The following is a 25,761-nucleotide window of genomic DNA, read 5'->3' on the forward strand; positions in this document are numbered from 1 at the left end:
ATGGCGAATAAGACCGCGAAAATCAGCCGGATCGAAAAAATCGAACGCGTTTCGATTGATAAAACTATTGCCGATGATTCTGCAAAACTCAGCAGCAATCTGCAGGAACTATCAGCGCGTCTGTTTTCACCTGACGAACAAAAAGCGTTGAGGCGTTTCAGTAGTACCGAAGCTGCAAAGTTGCTTGGCGTGACCGACAGCTATGTCCGGCACCTGGCTTCACAGGAGGACTCGGTCACGTCCGAGAAGACAGCGGGTGGTCGCCGAACGTTTTCTCTGTCGGAGATCAACACGATCCGACACATCCTGGGAAAGACTAAACCCGCGTATCTTCCTGGACGCCGTGAAGGGGACCACCTGCAGGTCATAGCAGTTACTAACTTCAAGGGCGGATCTGGTAAGACGACGTCGTCAACGCATCTCGCTCAGTATCTGGCGCTCCGTGGCTATCGTGTGCTTGCTGTCGACCTTGATCCTCAGGCGTCGATGTCAGCCATGCTTGGATATCAGCCGGAATTCGATGTTGGCGAAAACGAGACACTATTCGGAGCTATCCGATATGATGAGCTTCGCCGTCCAGTAGGGGAGGTGGTTCGGGAGACTTATTTCCCTGGACTTGATCTGATCCCGGGCAATCTCGAATTGCATGAATTTGAGCACGACACCCCTAGGGCTCTTGCCGAGCGCAGCAGCTCGGAGACCGACATGTTCTTTCTCAGGGTAGGGAAGGCGTTAAGCGATCTTTCCGATCGCTATGACGTCGTTGTCATAGACTGCCCGCCAACTCTGGGATTTTTGACGCTGTCAGCGCTGTGCGCGGCAACTGCGGTGTTGATAACAGTTCACCCTCAGATGCTGGACGTGGCTTCAATGAACCAGTTCTTGGCTATGACCTCTGATCTTCTCTCCGTGGTCAAGGAAGCAGGTGGCAATCTCGAATACGATTGGATGCGATATCTCGTCACACGGTACGAGCCGAACGACGGCCCCCAAGCGCAAATCGTTGCCTTCTTGCGAAGTTTGTTTGGCGAACGCGTCCTTACATCAATGATGGTGAAATCAACTGCGATCTCTGATGCGGGCCTGTCGAAGCAGACAATTTATGAAGCGGCGCGAGAGTCAATGAATCGGCAGACATATGATCGCGCCGTGGAAGCGATGGACGGAGTCAATTGGGAAGTTGAGAATCTGCTGAAGAGTTCATGGGGGCGTGCATGAAAGGCCGCGATATCCTGAAGAACATGGTGAGCTCGTCTGCGAGCGATTCAACCAAGTCGCCCGTTCAAGCGCAGCCTCCACACAAGCCAGCTGGGGCCGTTCGAGCTATGAACCTCTCACTCGGTCGACTCGGTGATGAGGCCGCCGCTGCGAAGGAGCTTCGCACCGCGCTTGCAGCTGGTGATAAAGTTGTCGAGCTAAGTCCCGCTCAAATCGAAGCCTCGTTCATTCGGGATCGTATCCCGACTGACCATGATCCCGCCCTGCAAGAACTCATTTCGTCCATGAGGGAAAGCGGACAGCAAGTTCCCATCTTAGTTCGTCCGCATCCATCAAAGGAAAACCACTATCAGGCGGCATATGGCCATCGAAGATTGCGTGCAGCGGTAATTCTGGATCGCCCAATCAAGGCAATCGTGCGCCAACTTTCAGACGATGAACTGATCGTCGCACAAGGGCAAGAAAACGGTCCCCGCGTCGATCTCAGCTTCATAGAGCGTGCCCTGTTTGCCAAACATCTCGAGCTGCATGGTTTTGACCGGGACAGGATTTCCCAGGTTCTGTCGGTGGACAAACCTGAAATTTCCCGTCTTTTGCAAGTTGCTGACGCTATCCCAGAACAAATAATCCTCGCTATAGGGCCAGCCGCAAAGGTGGGGCGACCCCGCTGGTTGGCGTTTGCCGATCTCTTGAAGGACAAGGCAGCTTACGGAAGGATCACTGAAGCGATTGGCGAGGCCGAGTTCACATCAATTGATTCAAACGAGAGATTTACGCGTCTCTGGCTAAGCGGTCAGGCACGGAAAGCTTCGAAAGACAATAGTCGAGGACAGATTCGCACTCGGAAGGGGCTTGTTCTGGCAGCTGTTGAGCGGACGTCAAAAGGCTCAAAAATCACCGTCACATCAAGAGCGTTCGCGGAGTTCCTTGACGCTAAGATGAGCGATCTCGTCGAACAGTTCGAACGAGAAAATTCTTCTCAAACAGACAATTAGCGTGATTGTCAGCTGACAATCACTTGTGAAACCTGGAGACCAGACCCGCAAAAGAAAAAGGCCCCCAAAACGTCGCCGTCGTGGAAGCCCTTCTCATCGTGTAGCAACTAGAGAATCGCATTTCCCCGAATCCCAGTCAAGAGTCTAGGGCGCCAATTTGGTGAGCAGTCTTCTTTTGCCTTATTGAAGGCAGAGATAATGCAAAGTGGAAATGTCACGACGCCCTTTGGGCGGCGGCCGGTTGTGCTTGCTCTTGTAAAAAGGCAGCTCCAGACGTCCGAGACGAAACCAAACCGCCCGGTCGAAAAATGGAAGGTGTTTCGCGACGCCTGTGAGGCCCGTGAACGCCTCGGCCTCCAGGACAGGGCGCTGACTGTGCTGGACGCATTGCTGACATTTTATCCGGAAAGCGAGCTCAACTGCGATAGCGGATTGGTGGTCTTCCCTTCGAACGCCCAGCTTTCTGTCAGAGCGCACGGCATCACTGGAACGACCTTGCGGCGCCATTTGGCTGCCCTGGTCGAAGCCGGGCTCATCCAGCGCAAGGATAGTCCGAACGGCAAGCGCTACGCTCACCGGGACAAGGGTGGCGATATCGAGCAAGCCTTTGGGTTCGATCTTTCTCCACTTTTGGCTCGTGCTGCGGAACTTGCAATTCTGGCACAGGAAGTCGCTGCCGAACGCCTGCAGTTCAGGCGAGCCAAAGAGGCACTGACTATCTGCCGGCGTGATGTGCGCAAGCTGATTTCAGCAGCGATGGAGGAGGGGGCCGACGGCGACTGGGAAGCCATCGAAGACATGTATGTCGGCATTGTCAGCCGACTTCCCCGCAATCCTGACCGTCACCAGGTGGAGGCAATCCTCGACGAGATGCAGCTTTTGCGTACCGAAATCCTCAACCTTCTGGAAAATCAGTTAGATTCTCAAAATATGGACGGCAATGCTGTTCAAAATGGCTGCCACATACAGAATTCAAAACCCGAATCCATCTATGAACTTGAACCTAGCTCTGGAAAAGAGCAGGGCGGAGCCGTCGAGCTGGAAGTAGCACCCAAAGCGGTTGCTCAGCCGTTGGCAAAGCCGGAACAGATGAAGGCGTTCCCGCTGTCGATGGTCCTGAAAGCCTGCCCGCAGATTTCGGACTACGGGCCCGGCGGCACGATCTCCCATTGGCGCGAGCTGATGGGCGCCGCGGTGGTGGTACGATCAATGCTTGGTGTTAGCCCGTCGGCTTACCAGGAGGCTTGCGAGGTGATGGGGCCGGAGAACGCGGCGGTTGCCATGGCTGCAATCTTGGAGAGGGCAGGGCATATCAATTCGGCAGGTGGATATCTCCGCGATCTCACGCGCCGGGCGAGGGGAGGGGAGTTCGGACTGGGACCGATGCTGATGTCGCTGATGCGTGCAAATGCGAACAGCGATCGGAAAACGGGGTGAGGGACGACGCGTTCCTAAATGGCCATCACTTGACGGCCCTTTCCGTTCTTCAATCGTCTGTCGGGGTATCGACCTTGGATGATTTTCGACCTGGTGGCCGGCCAGGGGGACGGCCTTTCCTGCTGACTCTCGCCGCTTTTCTAGTCAGTCGTTGGCGTTCGGCCTCAGCTTGTGCTTCGGCCTCCGCTTCCGCTTTTTGCCGAGCTTCAAGAACATCCTTAGGCGTCAGTTGGCCAACTATACCGATCAAACTGCGTATGGTGTCATGCGGGAGGTCATGAATGAGTCTGAAGAGTTCAACACGATCATCTGCCTCTTCAGGATTTTTACCGTAGAGATGAGGTGCAGCGGCATGAATCATCTGCATCGGCAGGAACCCAAGGAGCTCGGAAAGGTGAATCATTCGAGAGACGGTCAGTCGCGAAATGTTCAGTTCGTAGCGGCTGTAGACCACTCGAGCGAGACCAGCCAGGGTCGCGAAATCACTCTGGGTCAGACCAGTTTTCGCGCGTTCGTCGAGTAGGAATGCGGAAAGTTTTGCGTCGATCTCGCCGAAGCTGACTATGCCGTCGAATCCCTCCTTGCGGTACAAGGGTCTCTGGAAATCTGGATCTGTAGTCTCAACCAGTTCCCTTGATTTGATATAGTCGGATAGATTCCGCACAGTCGGTATTCCCTCAGTCCCCAAATCCGCCTGTGGCAGATATCACGCACCATAACGTGCCATTAAGGCACTGTCATCCTGCGCGCCAGTTACAAAGCCCTAACAAAAGTGGGGGGAATGAATGCCAGGATGCTGATCTCCTCGATATCAAATCCGCAACTCAGGGCGCGTTGTCCATCACCTCAAGATCCAGTGGGAGCATTCCTGTTCACGGCTTTCGCAGCGATCAGGCTCCAGCTGTGGGCGCTGGATTGAAAAACGCCTTCGACCGTTCTTTCTTCGGAGATCCAGCTCAGCTTCACGCGCATTTCGCATGCCAATGAAAGCTGGTCGATGCTGATGCACCTTGTGATCAAAATCTCAGACTTCGGCCCAAATGTCTCAAAGTCCCACATCGCAAACCGGAACAGCTCCCGTTTCGCGTGTTCGTTGGTTGGCCAATCAGCTTGTTTGACCGGCTCGGCTGGAGAAGAACCAATAAGAGGCATAGTCCTCTTTATGGACTGAATGTCGATCCCTGCCTTCTCCGCTGCTTCAGGGTTGATCAAGAAGCCAAGGGTGGTGCCCACGGCCACCCCGGCCAGAAATCGAAGGTCGAGGATCAATAACCATTATCCTTCAGGAACTGGTCGATTGCGGCCTTGACGATCACCGTCATTTTTAAGTCGTTTTCAGAGGCTGCGCGCTCCAAGCGTTTCTTGGTGTCGTAATCAAGAGGGCAATTGACGAAGTGCTTGCTCTCGCGCGCCTTGTTCTGCTTGAGCTCCTGCAGTCGTATTCTGGACGCCTCACGCTCCAACGACTTGTTCGTCGCTCTCTCCCGGCGAGTCTCCGGTGAGGGCAAAATCAAACTTGATCTTGGGGGCACCTGAACGGCTGGTACCTGAGCGGGAGCTTCTTCGACAGCGACCTCGTCCGGTTGATGGCTGGCGACCGCGTTTTCTGCTTCGTTGTCTATAGCCGGCTGCGACATTGGATTGGGTACATTCCCCCGGGACCGTCGCGGTGCAACGGGAAAATCAGATATGCTGGAAGTCCCTTTAGCCATCTTACGACCTCTTCTGCTCGTTCGGCAGGAAACGTTCAATTTCTTGCATCAAGGTCATGACCTCGCTCCGGGCCTTTTTGACTGAGTCGCTCAGCTCCAGCATTTGTAGCGTCCCATATCCAAGTCTGATGTCGCGGTATGGGTTTCGCTCATAAAGCTCAGTGTCCAAGAGGTATGAATCATATCCCTGTTCCTGCAAGTTTGCGATGAAGGGGCGTATCAGGCGGTAGGCTTCCAGTGAACGTCCCGGGAGAGTAATCCGGGTTCTGAAGTTGAGATGTGGAATGTTTCGCCCGGTACGATCGCAGGTGTCAGCCACGTCCATTGCTGCCTGGCCGGCAGCAAGAATCTCGTCTTGGTTTGGCTGGATCGGGGTCATAACGATGTCCGAGCCGGCGATGATCGTGTCTCGCAGCACGGTGTCTTGACCGGGCGAGTCGATCAGCACGACGTCAAACCCATGCGTTTCGTTCTCCAGAATATGCTGAAGTGATGCGTTGGTTACTGCCGTGCGAAGCTCAATGCCGTCTGGCCTGTTGTCTTTCGCCTCGGAACGGGACCACCACTCATTCAGGTTTTGTCGGCCATCGGCATCGACCAAGAGCACTTGCTTACCATGAAGCGCATATTCTCCAGCGACTAGGATTACGGCGGTTGTCTTGCCCGCTCCACCCTTGCCGCTTACCAGCGATATGCAGATTGCCATTGCACGATCCTCTCAAGACTAATGGTTCCCCCGCCCCCTAGCGATCCGACGTGGGTTCAATCGGCACATCAGTATCGTCGTTAAGATCTTCACATCGAAGCAAACCTAACATGTGAACACACGCAGGTTAAGATCAAAACATGCGTGTGAACGCACGCCTCGGAACATCAGTAAAACCACACGAGTTAGTCGTGTGGTTTTTACAAGTGTCTGGGTCGAGTGGTGAACCCCGGAGCCGCGTGAGGCCTCACTTGGCGCTCGCACGGAAGGCGCAAGGGCGAAGAGCGAAGCGTCCCTTTCGCCTGAGTACGAGGGACAGACAAAGGCCTTCAGAAGCGGTTTTGGCGGTGAACCCTGGTGAGCGTTCCAACGGAAAGAGTGCGAAGCGAAGTGGAGCCAGTCGAGAGGTGGAATTTGGTTGAAATTATGAGATTGTGCTTTAGGTTTAGAGTGGCAGGATACGCAAAAATGTTTTACATTTTGCATTGCGATCGTGGGACAAGCCCACGATGATGGTCGCAAGGCTCCGGGAAGGCTTAATTGATTGATGAGTGAAGACACGATCGAAGTTCCGACAGCCAAGCAACGCAAGGGGCGTCTCATCAACGTCCGCGTCAGCGATGCAGAGCATTCGGCTATCGAAGAAGCGGCCAAGTCGGCTGGTATGAGTGTCTCTGCTTTTTTCCGTTCGCTGCTCCTCGAAGGTGCTGGCGTTCGACCTATTCTGACTGCGGAAGACAGGTTGATCATGGCCGCATTGCTCGAAGACATGCGGATGATCGGCATCAATTTGAATCAGGTCGCCCGCTCCCTGAATGCAGGAAAGGGTGTCCATCCCTCAGAGCTGGACATCAACCTTGGCAACGTCCAGCGGATTCAGGCGGCCGTAATGAGTGAGCTGCGGACACTTTCGCGCCGTGCCGGGCATGAGCGCCGAGGCGAGGTGTAGGCCGTGGAGTTCTTTTTCGGCACTTTCACAAGCGAATGGGAGCAAAGGCGCGCGGCGCTATTGCACGAAATGACGCTCGGCGGCCGTGGGAGCGCTGTCGAGGAAGAGCTTGAGAAGAGACTGAAGAATCTGCAGCACCAGGTTGGGATGTCTAAAGGCGGGTCGGGATCTAGGGGAGGGGTGAGGACTTCGGCATTCAACGTGTCATCGCCTGCGAGGACGATGGCTGCCGGTTCGGGTGCTATGCGATCAATGGACGTTCGTCTTGCGAGCGTTGCCAAAGGGAGCCAGCCCGCCGTGGTCAAACTGGCTTCCTACGGTGGTGGCGCCCGCGTCGGCTCGATGCTCAACTATGTTTCCAGAGGGGGGGAGCTGAAGGTTGAGAACGAGAACGGCGAGACGTTGCGTGGCCGTGAGGAGCTGGCGCGTCTCCGTGGCGATTGGGATCACCTTTTCCAAAACAGGACCGAGAGCCGCGATATCGGCGCGTTTAGCGTCGAGGTGAGCGTTTCCGGCGGCTCGAACCCACATGAGAAGGTGCGGGACATTCTCAGCAGTGGCTTTGGTGATCGACGCTACGCTTACTCTGTCGAAACCCGAAACAATGGATCGCTGAAGGTCGAGGGCTATGTCGTGCTGCGCAGCGGGCAGGGCGAGCGGCTGACGGCTGACGCCGAGGCGGCCGCCATCGTTCAGGAGCGTTTCAACGCCAGCGCCGTTGCGAAAGAGGCCCCTGCGGCTTTCTCGTTCACAGGCTATGGCAACGGCGTGGAATATGGCGCTGCCAAGTTGCGAGACCTGATCGCGCAGCGGAACGACGTTCGAGACGATCAGGGACGTTCGGTTGCCGATGACAAGGCTGCGGGCGGCCTGGTGCAAAAGGAATGGCGGGATGAGCTGCACAGCCGCAAGAGCCGTGACGTGATGCACGTGATCATGTCGGCGCGTGCCGGCACGGATGCTGTCGCGTTCGAAGGAGCTGTTCGCGACTTCCTGGCTGAGCAGTTTGCGGGCCATCGGTACGTATTCGCTATGCACGATCCGGAGAACGATCCGAAAGAAGCAGGGGAGGGGGGCAAGCGGCCGCATGTTCATGCCCATGCCATCGTTACCATGCGTTCGGAATCGGGCGACCGGATCGAGACGACTCCGGCCACCTTCCGGCAATGGCGTGAGGTCATGGCCGAGAAGGCGCGTGACCACGGCATTAATATGGAAATGACCGATCGGCGCGAGTTCGCTACGCCGCCAGCCTTCACGCGAAATCAGGTTCGCGCCGTCAGGCATGACGGTCGAACCGAGCATGTAGGCACCAGCGATCCGGCACAGGCGCGATATGACGCAAAGCGAGCTGGTCGACGCGTGGTGGCGACGAGCCAGAGGAGCCGCCAGTACATCCTAAAAGCGCAGGAGACTTGGCAGAAGATTGCAGTCAACGCCGGCGACACAGTGGTTGCGGCCTACGCCGCTCAGCATCGCTCCTATCTGGAAAACGGCCTTGCCCAACTGGATCAATCGCCTGCTGGTTCGGTCATTCATGCGGATTTTGGCGGTGATTACCGCTCCAATATGTTAGCAATCAGAGACATGTTGTCGGAGGCAAAGGACATGCGCGAGCAGACACGCCCAGAGTTCGAAGCGTACGAAAAGACGGTTGAAACGGCTCTGTTCAACCTTCAGCGCAGCGCCGGTCCAGAGGACCGGTCAGGCTTCGAAGAAGTTTCCTCCCTCGCTCGCGAGATCGTCGATCTGCGCAGGCAGATGCTCGAAATGAAGGAGCGTGGACTTGATGAGCAGGATGGACGAAACGCTGCTGGCGACGTCTCCAGAGAGGGTGGTGCCGCGCCGGAAAGAACGGCATCTGAGGTGCAAGAGCAGACGAATGCTAACCTCCAGTGGGAGGCGGCTGTTGCCAAGCATGGAGAGGCTGTCGTTGAGGCTGGTCACGATGCGATGGCAAATGTGGAACACTATCGCTCCGGCCTCGCCCATATCGAAGCCGGCGAGCTCGGAGACGAAAACCGGGAGCAGTATGAGAAGGGCCTTGAGGCTTCGCTTCATCATGCAGCTCAACTCGCCGCTACCGGAAACGGCTATCTCCGGGATGTTGCCAACGAAGATCCGGAACTGCGCGCGGAGATCGAGACCATTGAGCGCAATGAAGAGCGTGGGGACGAAAACAAGTCAAACAAGCAGCCGATAATTGCGGATACTGCCGACGATCGCCAACGCGATCTCAGGGTGGATCTGGAAGAGGAACGTCCGATTGGGCAAGCGGAGCGTGAGGCTCACCAGCTCGCTGAGACGGTGGACGCTACTCAGCGGCAGCAAGATCGTGTAAACAGAGACAGGGAAGCGGCCCAGCGGGGCGGCGAGACCACTCGCACTGATCCCGCGCAACAGCACATTCCTCGGCTCGAGGAGTTGGAGCGTGAACAGGTTGAACAGAGGGAGCGTAATCGGGACGACCGTGATCGCTAAAGTGTCATGCAGGACGGTAATCAGAACACCTATTTGGTGGAAGTAAACGACCCCAAGTCTGCCGACATCGTCGGCAAGATGATGGTGTGGGGTATGGTCTCCGTTGGGATCCTCGCGATACTGATCAAGGTCTACGGGACCGTGATCGGCTGGTATCATGCTTCTGTGGCTTGGCTAACAGAGGCGGGTCAGTACGCATCGAGCTTCTGGCCCTTCTGAACCTGAATTAGCGGCCGGCCTGTTCCATGATTGGATCAGGAACGGTCGCTGCGAATAGCTCTTCCAAGCTCTTCCTCTTGCGCGGTGATTTGCCTTCGGCTTCCCGTTCGACGACCTCCCTTAGACGACTAACCCGATCATTGTGCGCTTTTTCGATGTCGTTCTCTGAGACAGGTGTTGTGCGCTTTTCGGGAGCGGGCACAGCTGTCTTAGCAGGTTCCGGAGTGCCCCCGGCGCTGACCTTCTTGTTGGCCAGGGCGGATGGATTCACAACACGAGCGGGCGAGGTGGAGGGCGCTGGCTCTTTCGGAGCCTCCTCCTGGACAGGCGCCCGCGGTTCCTCCGCTTTCGCCTCAGTCGCAGGCTTTATCGCTTCTGCTTCATCAGCCTGTTCCTGGCCTGCATTGGCATAGGCTGGCGTGGTCGCTGGAACAGGTTTAGGTGGCAGGTAATCGACAGTTGGAACGGTCGGTATGTGCGTCTGAGAATAGGCCTCCGCCTCCTTGAAGGGCTGCGTCTTAAAGAAGCGCAGCTTGTCTCCAAAAATTGGCCGCTGACCCTCCACCAGCAAGATCATCTTGTTCTCGGGCATCTGGCGCACTTCCTGCGGCATCATCAGGTCCCGATCGCGAATTTGCTCGACCTTTGTTCGGCGCGGGAGGCCCATAAGCTCGATAGTGCGGGATTCAGACTGATATCGGATAGTTCTCTTGCCAAGCGCGCGGGAAGCATACTCTGCCGTGGCCTGGTCATTGGCACCAAGGATGAGCTGATAGCCGCAGTTGCCAAGGAGCGAATGTCGGGACGTCTCACCATAGATCTCATCCAAGTTCTTCAGGTCCTGGATGATGAAGGCGAGCTTGATCTTATAGCCGGCCACATAGGGCAGCTTCGTCATGATTTCGTCCATGCGCTTCAGCTGGCGAAACTCATCCAGCAGAAAATAGACCGGCACGGAGTTGGGATCATGCTCAAGGGTAAGTATGTCCATCACCTGTTGAACGAACAGCGTCAGCAGCGGCCTAAGAAGGGTGATGTCGGTGATGTTCGGGGCAAGGTAGATTGTGATGGGGCGACGCTTCATGGATCGAAGGTCCATGTCGGTCACGTTCGTTGCGGCCACAACGCGTTCGTTCTTGAACGGCCTCATCGCCTTCTGGATATCAAGCAGTGCCGAGGCCGCGGCCCGATCCGAGAGAGACAGGTAGGAATTGAAGCTCTCCATCGTGAACTTCGACAGGTATGGCTCCTTCTCCTTGATGTACTTCATCAAGGCCTGCAGATCGGTCCCGCTGTTGAAGAAGGAGTTGATCTCGCCGAGGTTCCTGCGCCCTTTGTAGAAGGGGCTTTCAAGAACATAACTGATGGCGCCGGCGAGAACCTGTTGAGCTGTGGCCTGCCAAACTGAATTCTCGGATTCGGTGTTTTCCGGTACAAGAATGCTGGCGATATTTTGAATGTCAGTCGTGCGATTGCCTCGCTCCTGACGAACGAAATCCAAGGGATTATAGCTGTTGGTCGTCTCGGAACCCGGCGCGAACAAGAAGACCTGGCTGCCGTTGCGCTTCCGATAGCCGGCGGTTGCCTTGTAGACCTCGCCCTTCAGATCCGTGACGATCATAGAGCCTTCGTGCATGAGAGCGTTGGGGATGACGTAGCCCGCGCCCTTACCGGATCGCGTCGGGCCAATAATGAGGTGGTGGCGATCGTCATACGCGCGGAGGACGTTGCTCCCGATGCGGCCGAATATGTGACCTTTCTTGCCAAACCACTTCCCGCGCCGAAGGGTTGCAAGATCCTGAAAGGCCGCATCACCCAATGGATTGCTGGTAGGTTTGAGCCCAAGGTAAGCAATGAGGCCTGATACGAGCAGCGCGGGCACTACGGAGCCGAGCGCGACTTTTTGTAGGGAAGGGGAGGAGCTATAGGCCCAGAACTGCTGAGTTGGCGCGAATGGGTTTGAGGTGATTGTCGCCTCGAGGATCCTACCGTCACCGTAGAAAAGCTGAAGCCCCGCCCCGTACGCCAGCATCCAGACTGCAAATGCGATCAACAGGCAGAAGAACAGATAGAAGGCCTGTAGCCCCTTACTCATGATGCATCCCGTGCGAAGTAGATTTCGGAAACCCCGCGCTTGCCGCCCTCCCGCCTGAGCTGGATCACGATCGGAATGACCATTTGGATGTAGGACATCAGATCCTGCTTGGAGTAGCCGGCGGACATGCCTGACTGCTGCATCATCATGGCGAGCTGTTCATAGGCGCCGAGCGGCGTATCGGCGTGTACTGTCGACATGCTGCCCGGGTGGCCTGTGTTGATGGCGCGAAGGAATGAAAAGGCCTCAGCTCCACGAATCTCGCCAACAAAGAGGCGATCCGGCCGCATTCGAAGCGCCGATTCAAGAAGGTTTTGAATCGTCACGTTCGCAGTGCCTTGCCCACCCTTGGAGGCGATCAGGTGGACCGCGTTCTTCTGTGGTGGGAATAGCTCACGAGTGTCTTCAAGCGTCAGGATCCGCTCATTCAGGTCTACAGAGTTCAGGCACGCGTTCAGAAACGTGGTTTTGCCCGACGACGTGCCGCCACTGATCAGGATCGAAACCCGCTTCGTGATGGCCGTATGGATGAAGTCGTAGATCTTCTCCGCGCGGAGATAGGCGATCAGCTCCCTATCCACGTCGCTTAGGCCCCCGACAGCAACCGAGACTTTGTCGAGAGAGCCGTTGTCACGGTAGTCCTGCAGAGAGAAATTCTGAACAACCTGCTTACGGATCGTGATCGACCCGCCGTCAGGTGCCGCGGGCGGCAAGACGACCTGGATACGTTCGCCGGTCGGCAGTGCTGCGCTAAGGATCGGATTAGCGGCGTTGAGGAACTGCTTTGTCGCTGCGGCAACCCGCTCGCCAATGTTCTCGATCTCGCGTGCCGTCAGAGCATCGATTTCATGATGCTCCATGTGATCAGCACCGAAGCGCTCAACATAGACTTGGCCTGGCCGATTCACTGCAATCTCAACCACCTTCGGGTCATCGAGAAATTGCCTGATGGGCTCCAGAGACCGGTTCAGGAAATAATGAGGATCATGAGCGGTCGTGTTACCTACCATAACGTTCACGTTTGATCTCCTTCATCGCTTCCGTGACAGGATCGTCGTACATGGCGCTGAAATCGAGGTCCTGGCGAACATAGACAAAGATCCGCTCGCCTTGCGGTACGCTGATCGTTGGCGGGATCCTCAAGTTTTCGGCAAGGACCGTGTTCGCCATGTCGCTGAAGGTCTGCGCGATCGTTTCTCGCGCCAATTCAGCAGCTCGCTCAGTGTCATCGTTTCCGGAGCTGGAGTCGCTACCGTATCCGGCTAGATAGCTTGCACCGCCTCCAACGATCGACAGCAAGATTGATGCGCCAAAGCGCTCACGGAACTTGTTGTCGACATGACCCGTCAGGCCTGATCGCCCGAGGCTGTCCGTGCCGATGGAGTTCAAGCGCACCGACACGCCGTCATCCCGGATCAGCCTCGTCCACACAACAAAGACCCGCTTCTGCCCCCGCGTAACTTCGGACTGATATTCCCCGATCAGGCGTGTTCCTGTTGGGATCAGGACACGCCGCCCATCGAAGGAGTAGACATCCTTGGATGTGATGGCCCGGACCTGGCCCGGAAGGTCGCTGACGATCGCCGTTTCCAAGATGCCGGGGATCAGCGTGCCCTCTGGGATCATGGCGTCGATGCGCTCAATCTGCCGGGCTTTGGCGGAACGGTCACCGATCGCACTCGCTGAGGACAGGTACTGGCTGTTGCGATCCTCGCCAGCGACGGTCAAAGGCGTGCCGCTGTTCGAGCCATCGAGCGAACCATTCGCGGATCCTCCCAGGTTCTGGTCAAGCGTGATTAGCTTTGACCGAAATCGCTCCGGAAATACCTCTTCGGCGGGCGGGGGGGCGCTCGCCGGTTGAGCTACTTCGGGCGGGGGAGGCACGTTGAATTCAGTGACGTCCACCGGCGGAGCTGGCGGCGGAGGTGGCGGAGGTGGAAGTTCCAAGACAGGCTGTTCGGGTGGTGGGGGAGTGGGTTCTCCATCGCGCACGAAACCGGGCGGCCGGAAGGTCGTGGTACGGAACTCCTCCTCACTTTGCGGGCTTTCAGGCGGGCTTTCTCCGGACGTGGCGAGCACCAGGTACGCGGCGAAGACGCCAGCCAGCAAAAGGGCGGCCATGCCGACCGTTTGATTGCGCTTCACGTTTCGATTGCTGATTTCGGCCTCGTCGGCCGCCGCCATTGCGTCGAGTTCAGGGCTGCGCTTCATTAGTTGCCGCTCCTCCTGCGTTTGCTGGCATCAGGATCCGGCTTCGGAGCCATGATGTCAGGATCAGGTGCTGCAAAGTCCGGCTTGCGGAGGTTGAAAATGCACGTCCACTGGTTTCCGTCCCGGAGCGTGTATTGCGTGGCCACGCCGTCAACGACGATGTATTCGCCTTCCTTGCGGAAGTTTCGCAGGGTCTCGGAGAAGTCGGATTGAACGGCAAAAATGGCCGGCACGGTCCCTCGGCCGAACTTGAAAAAGGTCTTCTTTCCGTCATCGAAGACCATTGTCGGCTTCAGCGCCGCGTCGCCCGAGAAAGAGTAGTCAATATTGACGTTCGCTTTGTCGATGCTCGAAATGTTCGGGTTAGCTGCCCGAAACTCAGCCTCCTTCCGCAGAGACTCGTTCAGGTTCTTCTCGGGATAAACGAAGCGAATGCCGAAGACCTTTTTCCCTGCTTCCGGTGCATAGTCGTTCAGCTCAAGGAAGTAGATCCTCTTTGAGGTCACCACGTTCATGTTTGTGGAAACGTCCTTGGCTATCGGCTTGACGAAAAGGATGTTGCCCTTTTCGGACGGGGCAACCTGCCAACTGTCGGTGTCGCCAAGCGAGATCGTCTCAAACTTCTCATCTTCGTCGAAGATGATCATCGTTGAGATGCCGTAGGTTGCAGACACCTTCACGACGTTGTTCGGCTGATAGACGACACTGGTCACACGCGCATCCAGACTGCCAGGGCGGGGCTGTTGCGCCGCATAGGCGTGAGTCATCGTGAGAGCGGCGATCGACGCCGCTAGTAGGAAGCCATATTTCACTGCTGGCCTCCCGAGGTCACCGTTTCCTGATCACGGCGGTAGTCATAAACTTGGAAGCCCAACGGGTTTTCGAAGCGCCATTCGTTGCGCTCAGGCGTATCGGTGTAGCGATAGCGAACGATAGAGATGAAATGGCGCGTGATGACGTCTGCATCAGAGCGCTCATGCGTCGAGAACCGGACGAGCGCCGTTGTCGTGTTCGGGAAGGTGACAGACTTTATGTCGACGGTGATCGACTTATTTTTGCCGAGCCGGCGAGCTGGATTGTCAGGGTTCGCGGCACTCCATTGGGCCTGGAGGTCGCGCGCTGCGTCCCCGGTGGAGAGCAAAGCTGCAATTCCAAAGTTCTGCTCAATGGCAAAAGGATCATAGCCCTCGCGGGATCGAATGTAACGGACGACATTCGCCTGAGTGACCGCCTGCTGATCGGTGATGTTCGATGTTCGGGTCAGCCCTGTCTTGACCTCAATATAGCCAGTGTTCTTGTCGACCTCGACAATGTACGGCTCGAAGCTCTTGAGGGGCACGAGCATCACCAATGCGGAGAGCGACAGGATCGTGATGCCGCCGAAGATCAGCGTAATCAGCCAAGCGAACGCCTTGGACCGTTTGGCCTTTTTTACGATCTCTTGTTCCCAACGGTCCCCATCCTGAAAATAGCTCCGGAGAGCATCGTTATTCTCTGCCATCTATCCTAGCCCTTAATTCCCGCCACCAGTTGCCTAGTTGGGCAGACTGTTGTTGGTAATTCTGTTTTGCATCGCTTCTGCTGCACCGGCGTTTTGGATGTTTTCCCTCATGCCGGCATGGGTTCTGGCGCGTGCGGCCATTCCTAATTCTCCAGCCCTCCCGGCTAAAGAACGTGTCGCGGTCAAAGCTCGTGCCGGCAGTGCAACACCGGTCGCGTAGCCAACCGATCGAGCGATCTGCCCAACGCCCGTTGCCACGCCCCCGGTAATTCCCTGGGCAAGAGTTTGAATGTTGAAGAGGACAAAAGCGCCAGCCGCACAGATCAGGACGAAAGCCGAGATATCGTCTAACTGGATCTCGTTCGCGGATGCTGCCGCTGCGACCTTCTGCAGTTCAGCGTCCATGGTCGTGATGAGAAAGGCGGCGACGACGTAAACGAAGAGCGGAATGATTGCGTACGTCAAAACCTGCTGGAACCAAGCCATTCCGTACTGGCGTGTGGAATCAAACAATAGGCAGGCGATAAAGATCGGTGCAGTGCCAAGCAGCACCCACATCATCACCTTCGCAAGCACTAGGATGGCAAGCGCAACTGCAATGAACAGCCCAACCGCCAGCATGATCAGGAACCCTACAAGGCCCGGGAGAATGGCGAAGTAACCCGACTGCTCCGCGAATGCTGCTGCTGCCTCATTTGCCGTCTCCCAAATCATGGAGAGGCCGTCTGTCGGCTCAGTTATCCCGGTACTGCTAGCCGTCAAGAGCGCCCGCCCCACGTCTTCAGGCGTGTTGTTCAGCCAGTCGTAAAAGAAGAGTTGGAAGTTGCCCCACTGATCAATAAAGGCGACGATAAGTATCATCCGCACGACCCGGCCGACGATCTCGCCGACGCTCACTCGCGCGGTCCCCATGACGAGTTGAAGTCCGTAATAGGCGACGTAGGCAATAAGCATGATCGTCAGCAAGGGCATGATCTCGTCGCCAACGACCTCATAAGCCCGTTGGGAGAAATTCCGCCCTGCATCTTCAAGAGCCTCAAGCAGGCCGCCTAGAAAGTTCATGGGGTCACTGCTCTCCGCTTGCAGCGAAAGCGTCGATCGCCGCCAGCGCTTCCGATGGGTTGCCATTCACGCTGGTCATTGGGCCACATTCCTGTCGCGGATCCTCGGCGTAGGATGTGAGGTTTGCCGGCCTCTTGCATGGTGCAGTCTTCTCTTTCGGAGCACCGGCGCAGCCAGTTACGCCGGCAGCAACCAGAACGGAGAGGAGCACAAAGCCTTTCACTCGAAATGTCTTAGTCACCGTAGGTCAGCGCCTTCTTGGTATTGGAGATGTCGACAAGGCGGCGCTGGTTTTGAGCCTGCAGGGAGCCGACCGCCCCATTCATCACGCCAATCATTTCGTTGATCGTCAGGCCGGTTTGAACCTGCAGCTGCGTGTTCTGGTCAATGGACCCTTTGATGTCTTGGGCCTGGCCGATCTGCTGACCTGCCTGCTGGAATGCCTGTGTTCGCGACTGAACGGCCTGTTGCGAGCCGGTGACTAGGGCAGCAACTCCAAGGACGGTCTTCATCATCTCTTCGTAGGACTTGTCGCCGGAGAACGTGCTGTCCGCCTTGCCAGACAAGTTCTTTACTAGCTGAAGACCGTTGATGAAGGTGGTGGCAATCTGGCCGATGTCACCGCCCATGCTGCCGAAGTTCGGGACTCCGCCCTGCATGAGGCTATCGAGTGACGGCATCTGAGAAACGCTGAACCCTTGACCAACGGCGAGGTTCTGCATGGGATTTGAAACGCTCCCGCGATCCCCCGTGACGGCTTTAAGCGTCTCTTCTACCGTCTTCAGAACCTCCTTGTTCGTATCCAGGATCTGATCAGTCGTCTGAGAGGTTTCCGTTGCAATTTTCAGGTTGGCGCTGTCGATCACGGGAACCTGTGCATGCGCAGTAGACGCCATCGCTAGCGAAAACGCAGTCAGAAATGCTCTTTTCATGGCCGTTCTCCTTGTCATTCGGCGCTCAACATCAGCTTCATGTCAGCCTCTGGTTCGAGTTTTCGAACGCAGGCCTGTTCCTCCGGATTCCACTCAAGCTGCAGTTCCTTGTCGCAGAGGTCAGCTACCTCGCGATCGTCTTCCTTCTTGTCTCGCTTGTAGCCGCTGGACCGCGAAGACCCCGAGAGCCCGCCCAGATCGAGTGCATTTTGAGAATTCATAAGCTCCGCCATCGTTGTTCCGAGGCGGATGACCTGGTTCATCATTTCGAGGTTCGCATTGCGTGCGCCGGAATTGTGGTCCCAGCTGTCTTGGATCGTGCCGCTTTCCATCTGGCCGAGTTGCTGAAGCCATGACGCGACGTTCCCGCTGTTTTCGGAAATCGACTGGCTGGTTGCCATTGAGTTGATCGTTGCGTCTCTCGCACCTGAAAAGCCCGACGTGCCTCCGCCGAAGTTTTCGGGGATGTTAGAAACATCTGAGCCTCCAAACTGAGGCATCCATTTGCCTTTGATCGCGGCGACATAGCCCTGCGTCTCCTTGAACGGAGGGATGCCGCCATACTTACGGACGTTGCCTGGCCCCGCGTTGTACGCGGCGAGCGCAAGGTTGGTATTGCCGTTGAAGGTGCGGAGCTGCTGCTTCAGGTAGCGTGCGCCGCCGCGAAGGTTATCCTCGATATCGTGAGGATTCACGCCAAGATCCTTGGCTGTGCCCGGCATCAGCTGCGACAAGCCCATAGCGCCGACAGGCGACTTTGCGCAGGGATTGAACCGGCTCTCCTGGTAGACGAGAGACATGAAGAGGGTTTCGTCTACCCCTTCCTCACGCGCCACTCGCTTCACGAGGCCGACAATCTCCGGATTGGCTTGTGCTGCCGAGGGGGCGTCACCTCCGCGCCCCGGCCGATACATCGAGCAGGTCACGCTCTTGCTCACGGAGTGCCGGCGACTGTCTGTTTCTTCGATCTGCTTCGTCGTTTCATTGCGCACTGCATCTGTTGAAGTGAGGGCGCCATCCGTAACAGGAACCCGCGAGGAGGCGGGGGGCGCTGTTCCCCAAGCCAAGGCTGCAACTAGCAGCGTTAGAGTCCGACTGTCCCTCATTCGGCCTTCTCCCATCCGCAGAATTTCGCCAACCAGTTTTCGGGTTCGTCTCCGTACTGCTCGCGAAGTGCCGCGCACTCCTCGATCGTCTCCTTGCGTCCTGAAAGCACCTTCACGAGATCCGGCATTGTCGACAGATCGAGACGCGCAATGACAGAGTCGTTGCCATGCTTAATCAGGAAAGTTCTCTTTTCAGGAGGCGTGTTCTTGATGAACTTGAACTCCTTCACCGTCAGGCCGAAGCGCTTGATGTAACTCTCTTCGTCAGCCCGTGGGTTCGGGAAGTGGATGTTGGTCGCCGATTGCTCAATGAGCGTGTGCGACGCTTTGGATTTGGTAATGTCAGCAGCCGACTGCGTACCAAAGCCCACGATGCCGTTGAGCTTTCGGATCGTCTTCATCTTGTCGACGATGAAGGCGCTGAAAGTGTCATCCATCAGCAGCTGCCAGCCTTCATCCATGAAGAACATGACGGGGTTACCGTCCAGCAGCTCGTCCAGCCGATGGTAAAGATACATCAGCGCAGGGGTTCTTAGCTCCTCGTTTCCGAGGATGTTGGTCATATCAAAGCCAAAGACGCTGTGACCCGAGAAGGACAGGACGTCATGGGGCGCGTTGAACAGCCAGGCCTTTTCGCCTTCGATCCAAGGGCGAAGCCGCGAGTATAGATCGTTGGCATCGGCCTTTGACCGCCCCATCAAGAGGCCGGCAAGATTGGGGAGGTTCCGCTGAGCTGCCGGCTCCTGCATGATCCGGACGATTGCCTTTTCCAGCGTGTCCTCGTCCTCTTGCGTGAAGTCGGTGCGACGATCGCCGCGCAGCATGGCCTTGAGCAGACGGACCAGAAATTCCCGGTTCTCGCCGGTGTTTTCCAGTTGCAGCGGGTTAAAGCCCGTGGGTGTTCCCGGAGACAGAACCTCGTAGGCTCCGCCGATCGCCCTGACGAAGATCTCAGCCCCCCGGTCCTTGTCGAAGAACACGGCGCGAGGCGTGGGTGAAACCCGCATCGCCTGAGCCAGCAGGAAGGTCAAACCTACGGTCTTGCCGGATCCTGTCGGACCAGTCACCGTGAAGTGCCCGATATCGCGACGGTGGAAGTTGAACCAGTAGGGGGTTTGTGAGGTCGTTTCCAGAATGGTGATCGGCAGGCCCCAATGGGTGCGATCCGCTTGTCCAGTTGCGAAATTATGCATCGAGGAAAGGCCGGAGAAGTTGGCGCTCGACAGCATGGCGATGCGGGAGATGTAGGAGCGGTTTCCCGGCAGCTGCGCCCAGAACGCCGCTTCAAGATTGAGATCCTCCCGGAGCCAGTTGATGTTCATGTCGGTGAGGCAAGCGCCAAGTTCCGACACGCAACGGCTTAATCCCTCGAGGTCCCGCGAAATGCACAGAAGCGAAAAATGATGGAAGCCGAATACAGCCTCCTGATTGAGGAGGCTGTTCAAAGCATAGTCGATGTCGGATTCGACCGAGCTACCTGCTTCGTCGGAGGCCTTGATTTGGCGTTGAAGGCGACTGATCCGCTCTTGTGCAATCGGCTTGTCTGCAAGGGTAAAAGACTGCGTCAGGATGAACTCGTGGTTCACCTGCAGCAACCCATCCAACATGCCGGGACCAGTGAATGGGGGATATTCTTTGATCGAGAGTAGAGCGGCATAGCGGCTATCTTCTTCCACCGCCGCTTGTGCCTGCATCGTCCGCTTTGAAAAGTGAAGCCGTGAAGTGCCGACGTAGTTGCGAATTCCCATGCGCGGAAGCCGCATCTTTCGCGGCACACCGCAGGTCAGGATCGTGTTGAAGAACTCGCAGGGCTCCGAATACGGATCGCCCTTAGCTGTAGCGGCTTGCCAACATAAGCGCCTCTGCTCGCAAACATCGGCATTTTCTGCTCGAATTATCTGACAATGGAGCGGGCGTCGTGCTCACGCTCTTTGCCAATGTGCTCGCAAACATCCGGGTCTGCTTGCAAACATCCGCCACGTGCTCAGATTAATTGCCAGCGACGGCATGGTCAAACCGGGACGCCTGCCTGTCGTAGTTGCTCGGTCAGCTGACGGGAATATTCGGGATCAAGGGTGCCCGCCAGGAAGGCGCGGATATACGGACATGCGCTGTGGCTTTCCCTCCTTGGCGCTTCGGGTGCAGGAGGTTCTGCAGCATGATCCGTTGTCAGGGCATCTCTTCGTCTTCAGGGGCCGCAGATCGGATATTTTGAAGATCATCTGGCATGATGGTCTGGGCGCCTGCCTTTTTACCCGGCGGCTGGAGAAGGGCCGGTTTATCTGGCCGAATATGGGATAGCATCCGTCAAGGTGGTGTAGAATTGGGACCGGGCCGTCATGATCAGGCGGCTCTGGGTGAAATTTCTCCATCGCAGCTACGCGAGGAGGTAGAGCTGAGTTTAAGTGCTGTCATTGAAGTTTCACGAGCCTGATAAACGGACGTCATATGTCGCCCATAGTGATGCAAATATTCAATCGATGCACCACTAACGATCAGGATTATTGTGATGCTGGCTCTGAACGGAGTTGCCGTGACCTATGCCAACGGCACCCAAGCTTTGAAGACAACGACATTGACGTTCAACCAGGGTCAGTTCGTCGTGCTCCTCGGTAGATCCGGCGCAGGCAAATCTACCCTCATCCGGACACTCAACGGCTTGGTTGCGCCGACGTCTGGTTCGATCACTTCTAACGATATTGGTGCTCTGGATGCGGAAACTAAGCTTCGCATTCACCGAAGGCGAACTGGGATGATATTCCAGCAGCACCAACTCATAGGGCGCTTGAGCGCGCTCGACAACGTCATGACGGGCCGCCTGGGCTACCACTCTGGCTGGCGTACGTTGTTCCCTATGCCGCGTTCGGATCGAAGGCTGGGGTTGGAATGCCTTGAACGCGTAGGCCTTCTTGATAAGGCTCTCGTCAGGGCGGATCAACTATCCGGCGGTCAGCAGCAACGGGTGGGCATTGCGCGCGCGCTGGTCCAGAAGCCCCAACTGGTCCTTGCAGATGAGCCCGTTGCAAGTCTGGACCCTGAAACGGCTGTCGAGGTCCTGTCGCAGCTTCGCGAAATATGCACAGCCGACGGCATCACTGCTGTGATCAGCCTTCATCAGATCGATCTAGCTCGCCGGTTCGGCGACCGGGTCATTGCTATGCGCGACGGGGAAGTGGTTGCGGACGCCGCTGTCGACGAACTGACCGATCAAATGTGTGCGTCGATCTACCGCAGCGCCCCAAGAAATCCGACCACAACACAAGATTTGTCCAACTACGAGTATGATCAACCTTTAGCTGCCATGGAGGCCGCATTATGAAGAAGCTTCTGTCCCTCGCATTCCTCGCCGTTCTTGGCTGGAGTTCGTTGGCGCATGCTGGCTCAAATCCAGAGACATTGCGCGTCGCGTTGCTACCGGACGAGAACGCCGCCACTGTCATCAAAAACAATCGTCCTCTCGAGGAGTATCTTGAGAAGACACTCGGTCGGGAGATTGAACTGATCGTAACGACCGACTACTCGTCAATGATCGAAGCGATGCGTTTCGGCCGGCTTGAGTTGGCTTATTTCGGGCCGCTCTCTTACACGCTCGCGAAAACCAAGGCTGATATCGAGCCTTTCGCAGCAGTTATGAAGGATGGCGAAACTACCTATCGCGCTGTAGTTGTCGCCAATGCAGAGGCTGGCATCGAAAGCCTTGAAGATGCAAAAGGGAAAAAGGTCGCGTTTGGGGACGTGGCTTCCACCTCAAGCCACCTTATCCCGAAATCTATGCTGCTTAAGGCCGGAGTTGAGGCTGGAAAAGACTATAGCGAGAACTTCGTAGGGTCGCATGATGCCGTGGCTATTGCAGTGCAGAATGGCAATGCTCAGATTGGCGGACTTTCGTTGCCCATCTACAATTCAATGGTCGCTCGTGGCACCATTGATCCTAAGAAAGTTATCGCCCTCGCCGAGTCCGATCCGTTCCCGCAGTACCCCTGGACCATGCGGTCGGATCTTGACACTTCGTTGAAAGAGGCGATCACCAAAGCCTTCATCGACCTTAAAGACGAAAAGGTATTGGCATCCTTCAAAGCCGATGGGTTCGCTCCGATCGATGACAAAGCCTACGACGTCGTCCGTGAGCTCGGTAAAGTGCTGAACTTGGACCTGAGTCAGTAAGGCGCGTTCGAGACAGTTTCTCACCTTTCGACGCAGGCGCTGGCCTGCGTCCTTTCTTCCAGGATATGTGATGACACAGCCGTCGGCCGACTACGACTCTATCCTTCAACATCAAAACAAAGCTTGGACCAGAGCTGGCGTGATCGCGTTGGCAATTGCGTGTGTGATCATTGTTAGCAGTTATCACTCCGGTCTTCTTGATCTGGAGCGTCTGGGATCTGGGTTTCCTGCGCTCTGGCAGCTCGGTACGGAAATGTTTCCCCCGGATTTCAACCGAGGCTTGGAGTGGATCAGCCCTCTCATCGACACTCTGGCGATGAGTATAGCTGGGACTGCGATCGCGGTACTGATATCACTTCCAGTTGGCTTTTTCGCCTCAGGGAAAACAGCACCCAACGCTGTCATCTATATGATCTCGCGTGGATTGTTGAATGGTCTACGGTCGATCCCGGAGCTGATTATGGGCATCGTCTTCGTGGCGGCAGTGGGATTTGGAGCGCTCCCAGGCGTGCTGGCTCTTGGTCTTCACTCGGTTGGCATGGTGGGCAAGTTCTTTGCGGAGGCGATCGAGCATTGCGATAATGCGCCTATAGAAGCCGCACGCGCAGCTGGTGCGTCGCCGTTCCAGATCGTGACGCGGGCGATCTTGCCACAAGTTCTACCGCAATTGGCCGATGTGACCATCTATCGGTGGGAGTACAACTTCCGCGCCTCGACAATCCTGGGCACTGTGGGAGCTGGTGGTATCGGTTTCGAGTTGATGACATCCCTCCGGATCATGAATTATCAGGAGGTTCTTGCGATCATGCTCGTTGTCCTTCTGATGGTCACCATCGTTGACCAGGTCGGCGCTCTCCTCCGCCGCCAGCTGCAATAGAAGGATAAATTAAATGCTCCCAAAGGTAGTAATCACCCATCGCGTCCACGAGGAGATTATCTCAAAGCTATCTCCCCACGCTCGTTTAGTTTGCAACGATACTGATGATACATGGCCCCGCGAGAAACTGCTCGCAGAATTGAGCGACGCCAAGGCGATGATGGCGTTCATGCCGGACATGATCGACGCGTCTGTACTCGCGCACGCTCCCGATCTTCAACTTGTGGCATGTGCGCTGAAAGGCTTCGATAACTTCGACATCGAAGCCTGCACGCAGCGTGGAGTCCACGTCACGATAGTGTCCGATCTTCTCACTGACCCGACAGCCGAACTTACAATCGGTCTGATGATTGCTCTTGGGCGGCACATTCTGCCAGGCGACAAGAGCGTCAGGAGGGATTACAAAGGTTGGCGCCCTCGGTTTTACGGCCTTGGGCTGCAGGGCACAGCAATCGGCATTTTAGGGATGGGAGCGATCGGAAAAGCTATAGCACAGCGCCTAAGTACCTTCGGCGCCATTGTGTCGTACTGGGATCGTCAATCCCTGGACAAAGCCGATGAGATCAGACTGAACGTAAAGCCTCTTGAATTTGACCAGTTGATCTCGTCGTCTACCTTTCTTGTGTGTGCACTCCCGCTTTCGGCCGAAACGAAGCATCTCCTCGGCGCTGAACAACTCGCCAAAATGCCCAAAGGAGCACTTCTTATTAATCCTGCACGCGGAAGCGTGGTTGATGAAGAGGCTGTTGTCGCTGCATTGCAGGCGGGGCGCTTGGGAGGCTACGCCGCTGATGTTTATGAGATGGAGGACTGGGCCAGACCCGACCGGCCTGACAAGGTCCACGGGGGTCTCCTCAATCGCGAACATGATTCGATCTTGACACCCCACATAGGCTCAGCAGTGGCGAAGTCGCGTTTGGCTATCGAGCACGAGGCTGCTGACAACATTATAGATTTTGTCCAAGGCCGAAGACCTCGTGCGGCAATTAACGAGGTTCAACTAATTCCTTGATTAGAGAAAGTAATGTTTAGCCTTTCGCATGTCGCAGCATTCATAGAGGTAATCGAAACTGGCAGCTTTCACGAGGCGTCGCGACGGCTTCAGATATCCCAACCGACTGTCTCACATAATGTGAAACGATTGGAGGATATACTAGGGGTGCGGCTGGTCGAGAGGAGGAAGGACAAGTGTGTGCCGACTCGGCAAGGGCTCGTATTCTTGCCATTCGCACGCAGCCTTTTGACCGTCACGAAGAGATCTCTGGACCGCCTGCACAGCGGCCGGATTACGTTGGGTGCCAGTACTAACATCGGTACCTATATTTTGCCAGTCCACTTGAAGCGTTTACAGGATGCTCAAGGCCGGCCACCTGAGGTGGCCGTTGCCTCAAATCCTGAAATCATCGAAAAGCTCTTGAGGAAGGAGATTGATCTAGCCTTTACCGAATGGTGGGACGATCGAAAAGGATATCAAGCCCGCCTTTGGCGGAAGGAAAAGCTGGTAATAATCGTATCCCCACAGCATAATTGGAGGACGCGAAAAACAATTGAAGCGGCAGAGTTATTTCAAGAGTCCCTCATTGGCGGAGAACGTGGAACCGGTACCGGATCCGTGCTCCGCGAGGCCTTCGGCCAAGCGGCAGAGCAATTCCCAATCTCATTCAATGTCGGGAGCACTGAGGCTGTGAAGCATGCAGTTCGAGCTGGTCTCGGCATTTCGATCGTGATGAGGAGCACTGTCCTCGATGAGCTCGCGTCGGGTAGGCTTTATGAGGTTTCTGTTGAGAATGTGGTTCTCGAAAAGTCTGTGTGGGCTGTACATCCCGTACATATGGAGGATGGTTCACCGGAAGCAATCGCGCTTAAGGTTATACTCGATGCGAGCGCCCCTCTGGGTGACCTAGAGCACGTCCACATTACTCGGGGTCATATCCGCAAGATTTGAAGTAGTTGGCGCATTCCTGCGGCTCGAACATGGTAACGGCCTGGCCGACCGCATCCTTTGGTATCGCCGCCTCAATTCCCGGAGTATCCCATACAAGGGGGACAAGATCGGGGACCGCCCGATTTTCGATGCGTAAGGTTCCCTGCTCCAT

Annotated in this window: 25 protein-coding genes and 1 pseudogene; 12 read left to right on the plus strand and 14 right to left on the minus strand. The window is 56.2% G+C overall.

Annotated features, from left to right (window positions below; genetic code table 11):
- The 3 genes from repA (at position 1) to repC (ending at position 3,650) form a co-directional block, all read left to right on the plus strand.
- A complete protein-coding gene (repA, locus tag K0P03_RS34175) occupies positions 1–1,218 on the plus strand; it encodes a plasmid partitioning protein RepA (protein ID WP_137137018.1) in 1,218 nt (405 codons plus the stop codon).
- On the plus strand, positions 1,215–2,213 hold the full coding sequence (gene repB / locus K0P03_RS34180; protein ID WP_137137017.1) for a plasmid partitioning protein RepB: 999 nt from the start codon (positions 1,215–1,217) through the stop codon (positions 2,211–2,213). Before repA ends, repB begins: the two co-directional genes overlap by 4 nt.
- A 198-nt stretch (positions 2,214–2,411) precedes the next feature.
- Positions 2,412–3,650 carry a plasmid replication protein RepC gene (gene repC, locus K0P03_RS34185; protein WP_272792115.1) on the plus strand — a complete coding sequence of 413 codons (1,239 nt, stop codon included), beginning with the start codon at positions 2,412–2,414 and terminating at the stop codon, positions 3,648–3,650.
- Positions 3,651–3,699: 49 nt separating this feature from the next.
- On the opposite strand, the gene K0P03_RS34190 is transcribed toward repC, so the two are convergent.
- The 4 genes from K0P03_RS34190 to K0P03_RS34205 form a co-directional block, all read right to left on the minus strand.
- Positions 3,700–4,242 carry a helix-turn-helix domain-containing protein gene (locus K0P03_RS34190; protein WP_233109146.1) on the minus strand — a complete coding sequence of 181 codons (543 nt, stop codon included), beginning with the start codon at positions 4,240–4,242 and terminating at the stop codon, positions 3,700–3,702.
- Positions 4,243–4,496: 254 nt separating this feature from the next.
- The gene (locus K0P03_RS34195) at positions 4,497–4,919 is read right to left on the minus strand and encodes a hypothetical protein (RefSeq protein WP_272792116.1); all 423 of its coding nucleotides are present in this window, start codon (positions 4,917–4,919) and stop codon (positions 4,497–4,499) included.
- Positions 4,916–5,287: a hypothetical protein gene (locus tag K0P03_RS34200; protein WP_245422713.1), complete on the minus strand. Its 372-nt coding sequence runs from the start codon at positions 5,285–5,287 to the stop codon at positions 4,916–4,918. Before K0P03_RS34200 ends, K0P03_RS34195 begins: the two co-directional genes overlap by 4 nt.
- A 76-nt stretch (positions 5,288–5,363) precedes the next feature.
- The gene (locus tag K0P03_RS34205) at positions 5,364–6,068 is read right to left on the minus strand and encodes a ParA family protein (RefSeq protein WP_137040027.1); all 705 of its coding nucleotides are present in this window, start codon (positions 6,066–6,068) and stop codon (positions 5,364–5,366) included.
- Positions 6,069–6,615: 547 nt separating this feature from the next.
- On the opposite strand from K0P03_RS34205, the gene K0P03_RS34210 reads away from it, so the two are divergent.
- Genes K0P03_RS34210 through K0P03_RS34220 form a run of 3 tightly spaced genes read left to right on the plus strand, consistent with a single transcriptional unit; the run spans position 6,616 to position 9,717 of the window.
- Positions 6,616–7,017, plus strand: coding sequence for a DUF6290 family protein (locus K0P03_RS34210; RefSeq protein ID WP_133675526.1), 402 nt, complete (start codon positions 6,616–6,618; stop codon positions 7,015–7,017).
- A gap of 3 nt (positions 7,018–7,020) precedes the next feature.
- On the plus strand, positions 7,021–9,498 hold the full coding sequence (locus K0P03_RS34215) for a relaxase/mobilization nuclease domain-containing protein (RefSeq protein ID WP_272792117.1): 2,478 nt from the start codon (positions 7,021–7,023) through the stop codon (positions 9,496–9,498).
- A gap of 6 nt (positions 9,499–9,504) precedes the next feature.
- Positions 9,505–9,717 carry a hypothetical protein gene (locus K0P03_RS34220; protein WP_230175213.1) on the plus strand — a complete coding sequence of 71 codons (213 nt, stop codon included), beginning with the start codon at positions 9,505–9,507 and terminating at the stop codon, positions 9,715–9,717.
- A 7-nt stretch (positions 9,718–9,724) separates the two neighbouring features.
- Here K0P03_RS34220 and K0P03_RS34225 read toward each other — a convergent pair whose 3' ends face one another.
- From K0P03_RS34225 to K0P03_RS34270, 10 genes and pseudogenes are all read right to left on the minus strand, one after another.
- Complete coding sequence (locus K0P03_RS34225) at positions 9,725–11,812, minus strand: type IV secretory system conjugative DNA transfer family protein (protein ID WP_272792118.1); 2,088 nt, start codon at positions 11,810–11,812, stop codon at positions 9,725–9,727.
- Complete coding sequence (virB11, locus tag K0P03_RS34230; RefSeq protein ID WP_037093762.1) at positions 11,809–12,831, minus strand: P-type DNA transfer ATPase VirB11; 1,023 nt, start codon at positions 12,829–12,831, stop codon at positions 11,809–11,811. The genes K0P03_RS34225 and virB11 overlap by 4 nt, the downstream gene beginning before the upstream one ends.
- Complete coding sequence (gene virB10 / locus K0P03_RS34235; protein ID WP_272792119.1) at positions 12,812–14,023, minus strand: type IV secretion system protein VirB10; 1,212 nt, start codon at positions 14,021–14,023, stop codon at positions 12,812–12,814. Before virB10 ends, virB11 begins: the two co-directional genes overlap by 20 nt.
- A complete protein-coding gene (gene virB9, locus K0P03_RS34240; RefSeq protein ID WP_037093757.1) occupies positions 14,023–14,835 on the minus strand; it encodes a P-type conjugative transfer protein VirB9 in 813 nt (270 codons plus the stop codon). The genes virB10 and virB9 overlap by 1 nt, the downstream gene beginning before the upstream one ends.
- Positions 14,832–15,524 (minus strand): virB8 family protein, encoded by a 693-nt coding sequence (locus K0P03_RS34245; RefSeq protein ID WP_203021034.1) that lies wholly within the window; start codon positions 15,522–15,524, stop codon positions 14,832–14,834. The genes virB9 and K0P03_RS34245 overlap by 4 nt, the downstream gene beginning before the upstream one ends.
- A 33-nt stretch (positions 15,525–15,557) precedes the next feature.
- Complete coding sequence (locus K0P03_RS34250) at positions 15,558–16,586, minus strand: type IV secretion system protein (protein WP_272792120.1); 1,029 nt, start codon at positions 16,584–16,586, stop codon at positions 15,558–15,560.
- A 4-nt stretch (positions 16,587–16,590) separates the two neighbouring features.
- Positions 16,591–16,827 carry a hypothetical protein gene (locus K0P03_RS34255; protein ID WP_037093750.1) on the minus strand — a complete coding sequence of 79 codons (237 nt, stop codon included), beginning with the start codon at positions 16,825–16,827 and terminating at the stop codon, positions 16,591–16,593.
- The gene (locus tag K0P03_RS34260; RefSeq protein ID WP_107341898.1) at positions 16,820–17,518 is read right to left on the minus strand and encodes a type IV secretion system protein; all 699 of its coding nucleotides are present in this window, start codon (positions 17,516–17,518) and stop codon (positions 16,820–16,822) included. The genes K0P03_RS34255 and K0P03_RS34260 overlap by 8 nt, the downstream gene beginning before the upstream one ends.
- 14 nt (positions 17,519–17,532) lie before the next feature.
- The gene (locus tag K0P03_RS34265; protein WP_272792121.1) at positions 17,533–18,624 is read right to left on the minus strand and encodes a lytic transglycosylase domain-containing protein; all 1,092 of its coding nucleotides are present in this window, start codon (positions 18,622–18,624) and stop codon (positions 17,533–17,535) included.
- Positions 18,621–20,456 (minus strand): annotated as a pseudogene (locus K0P03_RS34270) (type VI secretion protein); the annotation flags it as partial. The pseudogene K0P03_RS34270 and the gene K0P03_RS34265, both read right to left, overlap by 4 nt.
- Positions 20,457–20,730: 274 nt before the next feature.
- On the opposite strand from K0P03_RS34270, the gene tnpB reads away from it, so the two are divergent.
- The 6 genes from tnpB (at position 20,731) to K0P03_RS34300 (ending at position 25,610) form a co-directional block, all read left to right on the plus strand.
- Complete coding sequence (tnpB, locus tag K0P03_RS34275; RefSeq protein ID WP_006473174.1) at positions 20,731–20,925, plus strand: IS66 family insertion sequence element accessory protein TnpB; 195 nt, start codon at positions 20,731–20,733, stop codon at positions 20,923–20,925.
- A gap of 208 nt (positions 20,926–21,133) precedes the next feature.
- On the plus strand, positions 21,134–21,943 hold the full coding sequence (gene phnC / locus K0P03_RS34280; RefSeq protein ID WP_006473175.1) for a phosphonate ABC transporter ATP-binding protein: 810 nt from the start codon (positions 21,134–21,136) through the stop codon (positions 21,941–21,943).
- Positions 21,940–22,788 carry a phosphate/phosphite/phosphonate ABC transporter substrate-binding protein gene (phnD, locus tag K0P03_RS34285; protein WP_046802286.1) on the plus strand — a complete coding sequence of 283 codons (849 nt, stop codon included), beginning with the start codon at positions 21,940–21,942 and terminating at the stop codon, positions 22,786–22,788. Before phnC ends, phnD begins: the two co-directional genes overlap by 4 nt.
- 70 nt (positions 22,789–22,858) lie before the next feature.
- On the plus strand, positions 22,859–23,665 hold the full coding sequence (gene phnE, locus K0P03_RS34290; RefSeq protein WP_006473411.1) for a phosphonate ABC transporter, permease protein PhnE: 807 nt from the start codon (positions 22,859–22,861) through the stop codon (positions 23,663–23,665).
- Positions 23,666–23,678: 13 nt separating this feature from the next.
- Positions 23,679–24,677 carry a phosphonate dehydrogenase gene (locus tag K0P03_RS34295; RefSeq protein WP_003501101.1) on the plus strand — a complete coding sequence of 333 codons (999 nt, stop codon included), beginning with the start codon at positions 23,679–23,681 and terminating at the stop codon, positions 24,675–24,677.
- Positions 24,678–24,689: 12 nt separating this feature from the next.
- A complete protein-coding gene (locus tag K0P03_RS34300) occupies positions 24,690–25,610 on the plus strand; it encodes a LysR family transcriptional regulator (RefSeq protein ID WP_003501100.1) in 921 nt (306 codons plus the stop codon).
- Positions 25,611–25,761: the final 151 nt, after the last annotated feature.

The sequence above is a fragment of the Shinella sp. HY16 genome, from assembly GCF_028534175.1.
Lineage (GTDB): Bacteria > Pseudomonadota > Alphaproteobacteria > Rhizobiales > Rhizobiaceae > Shinella.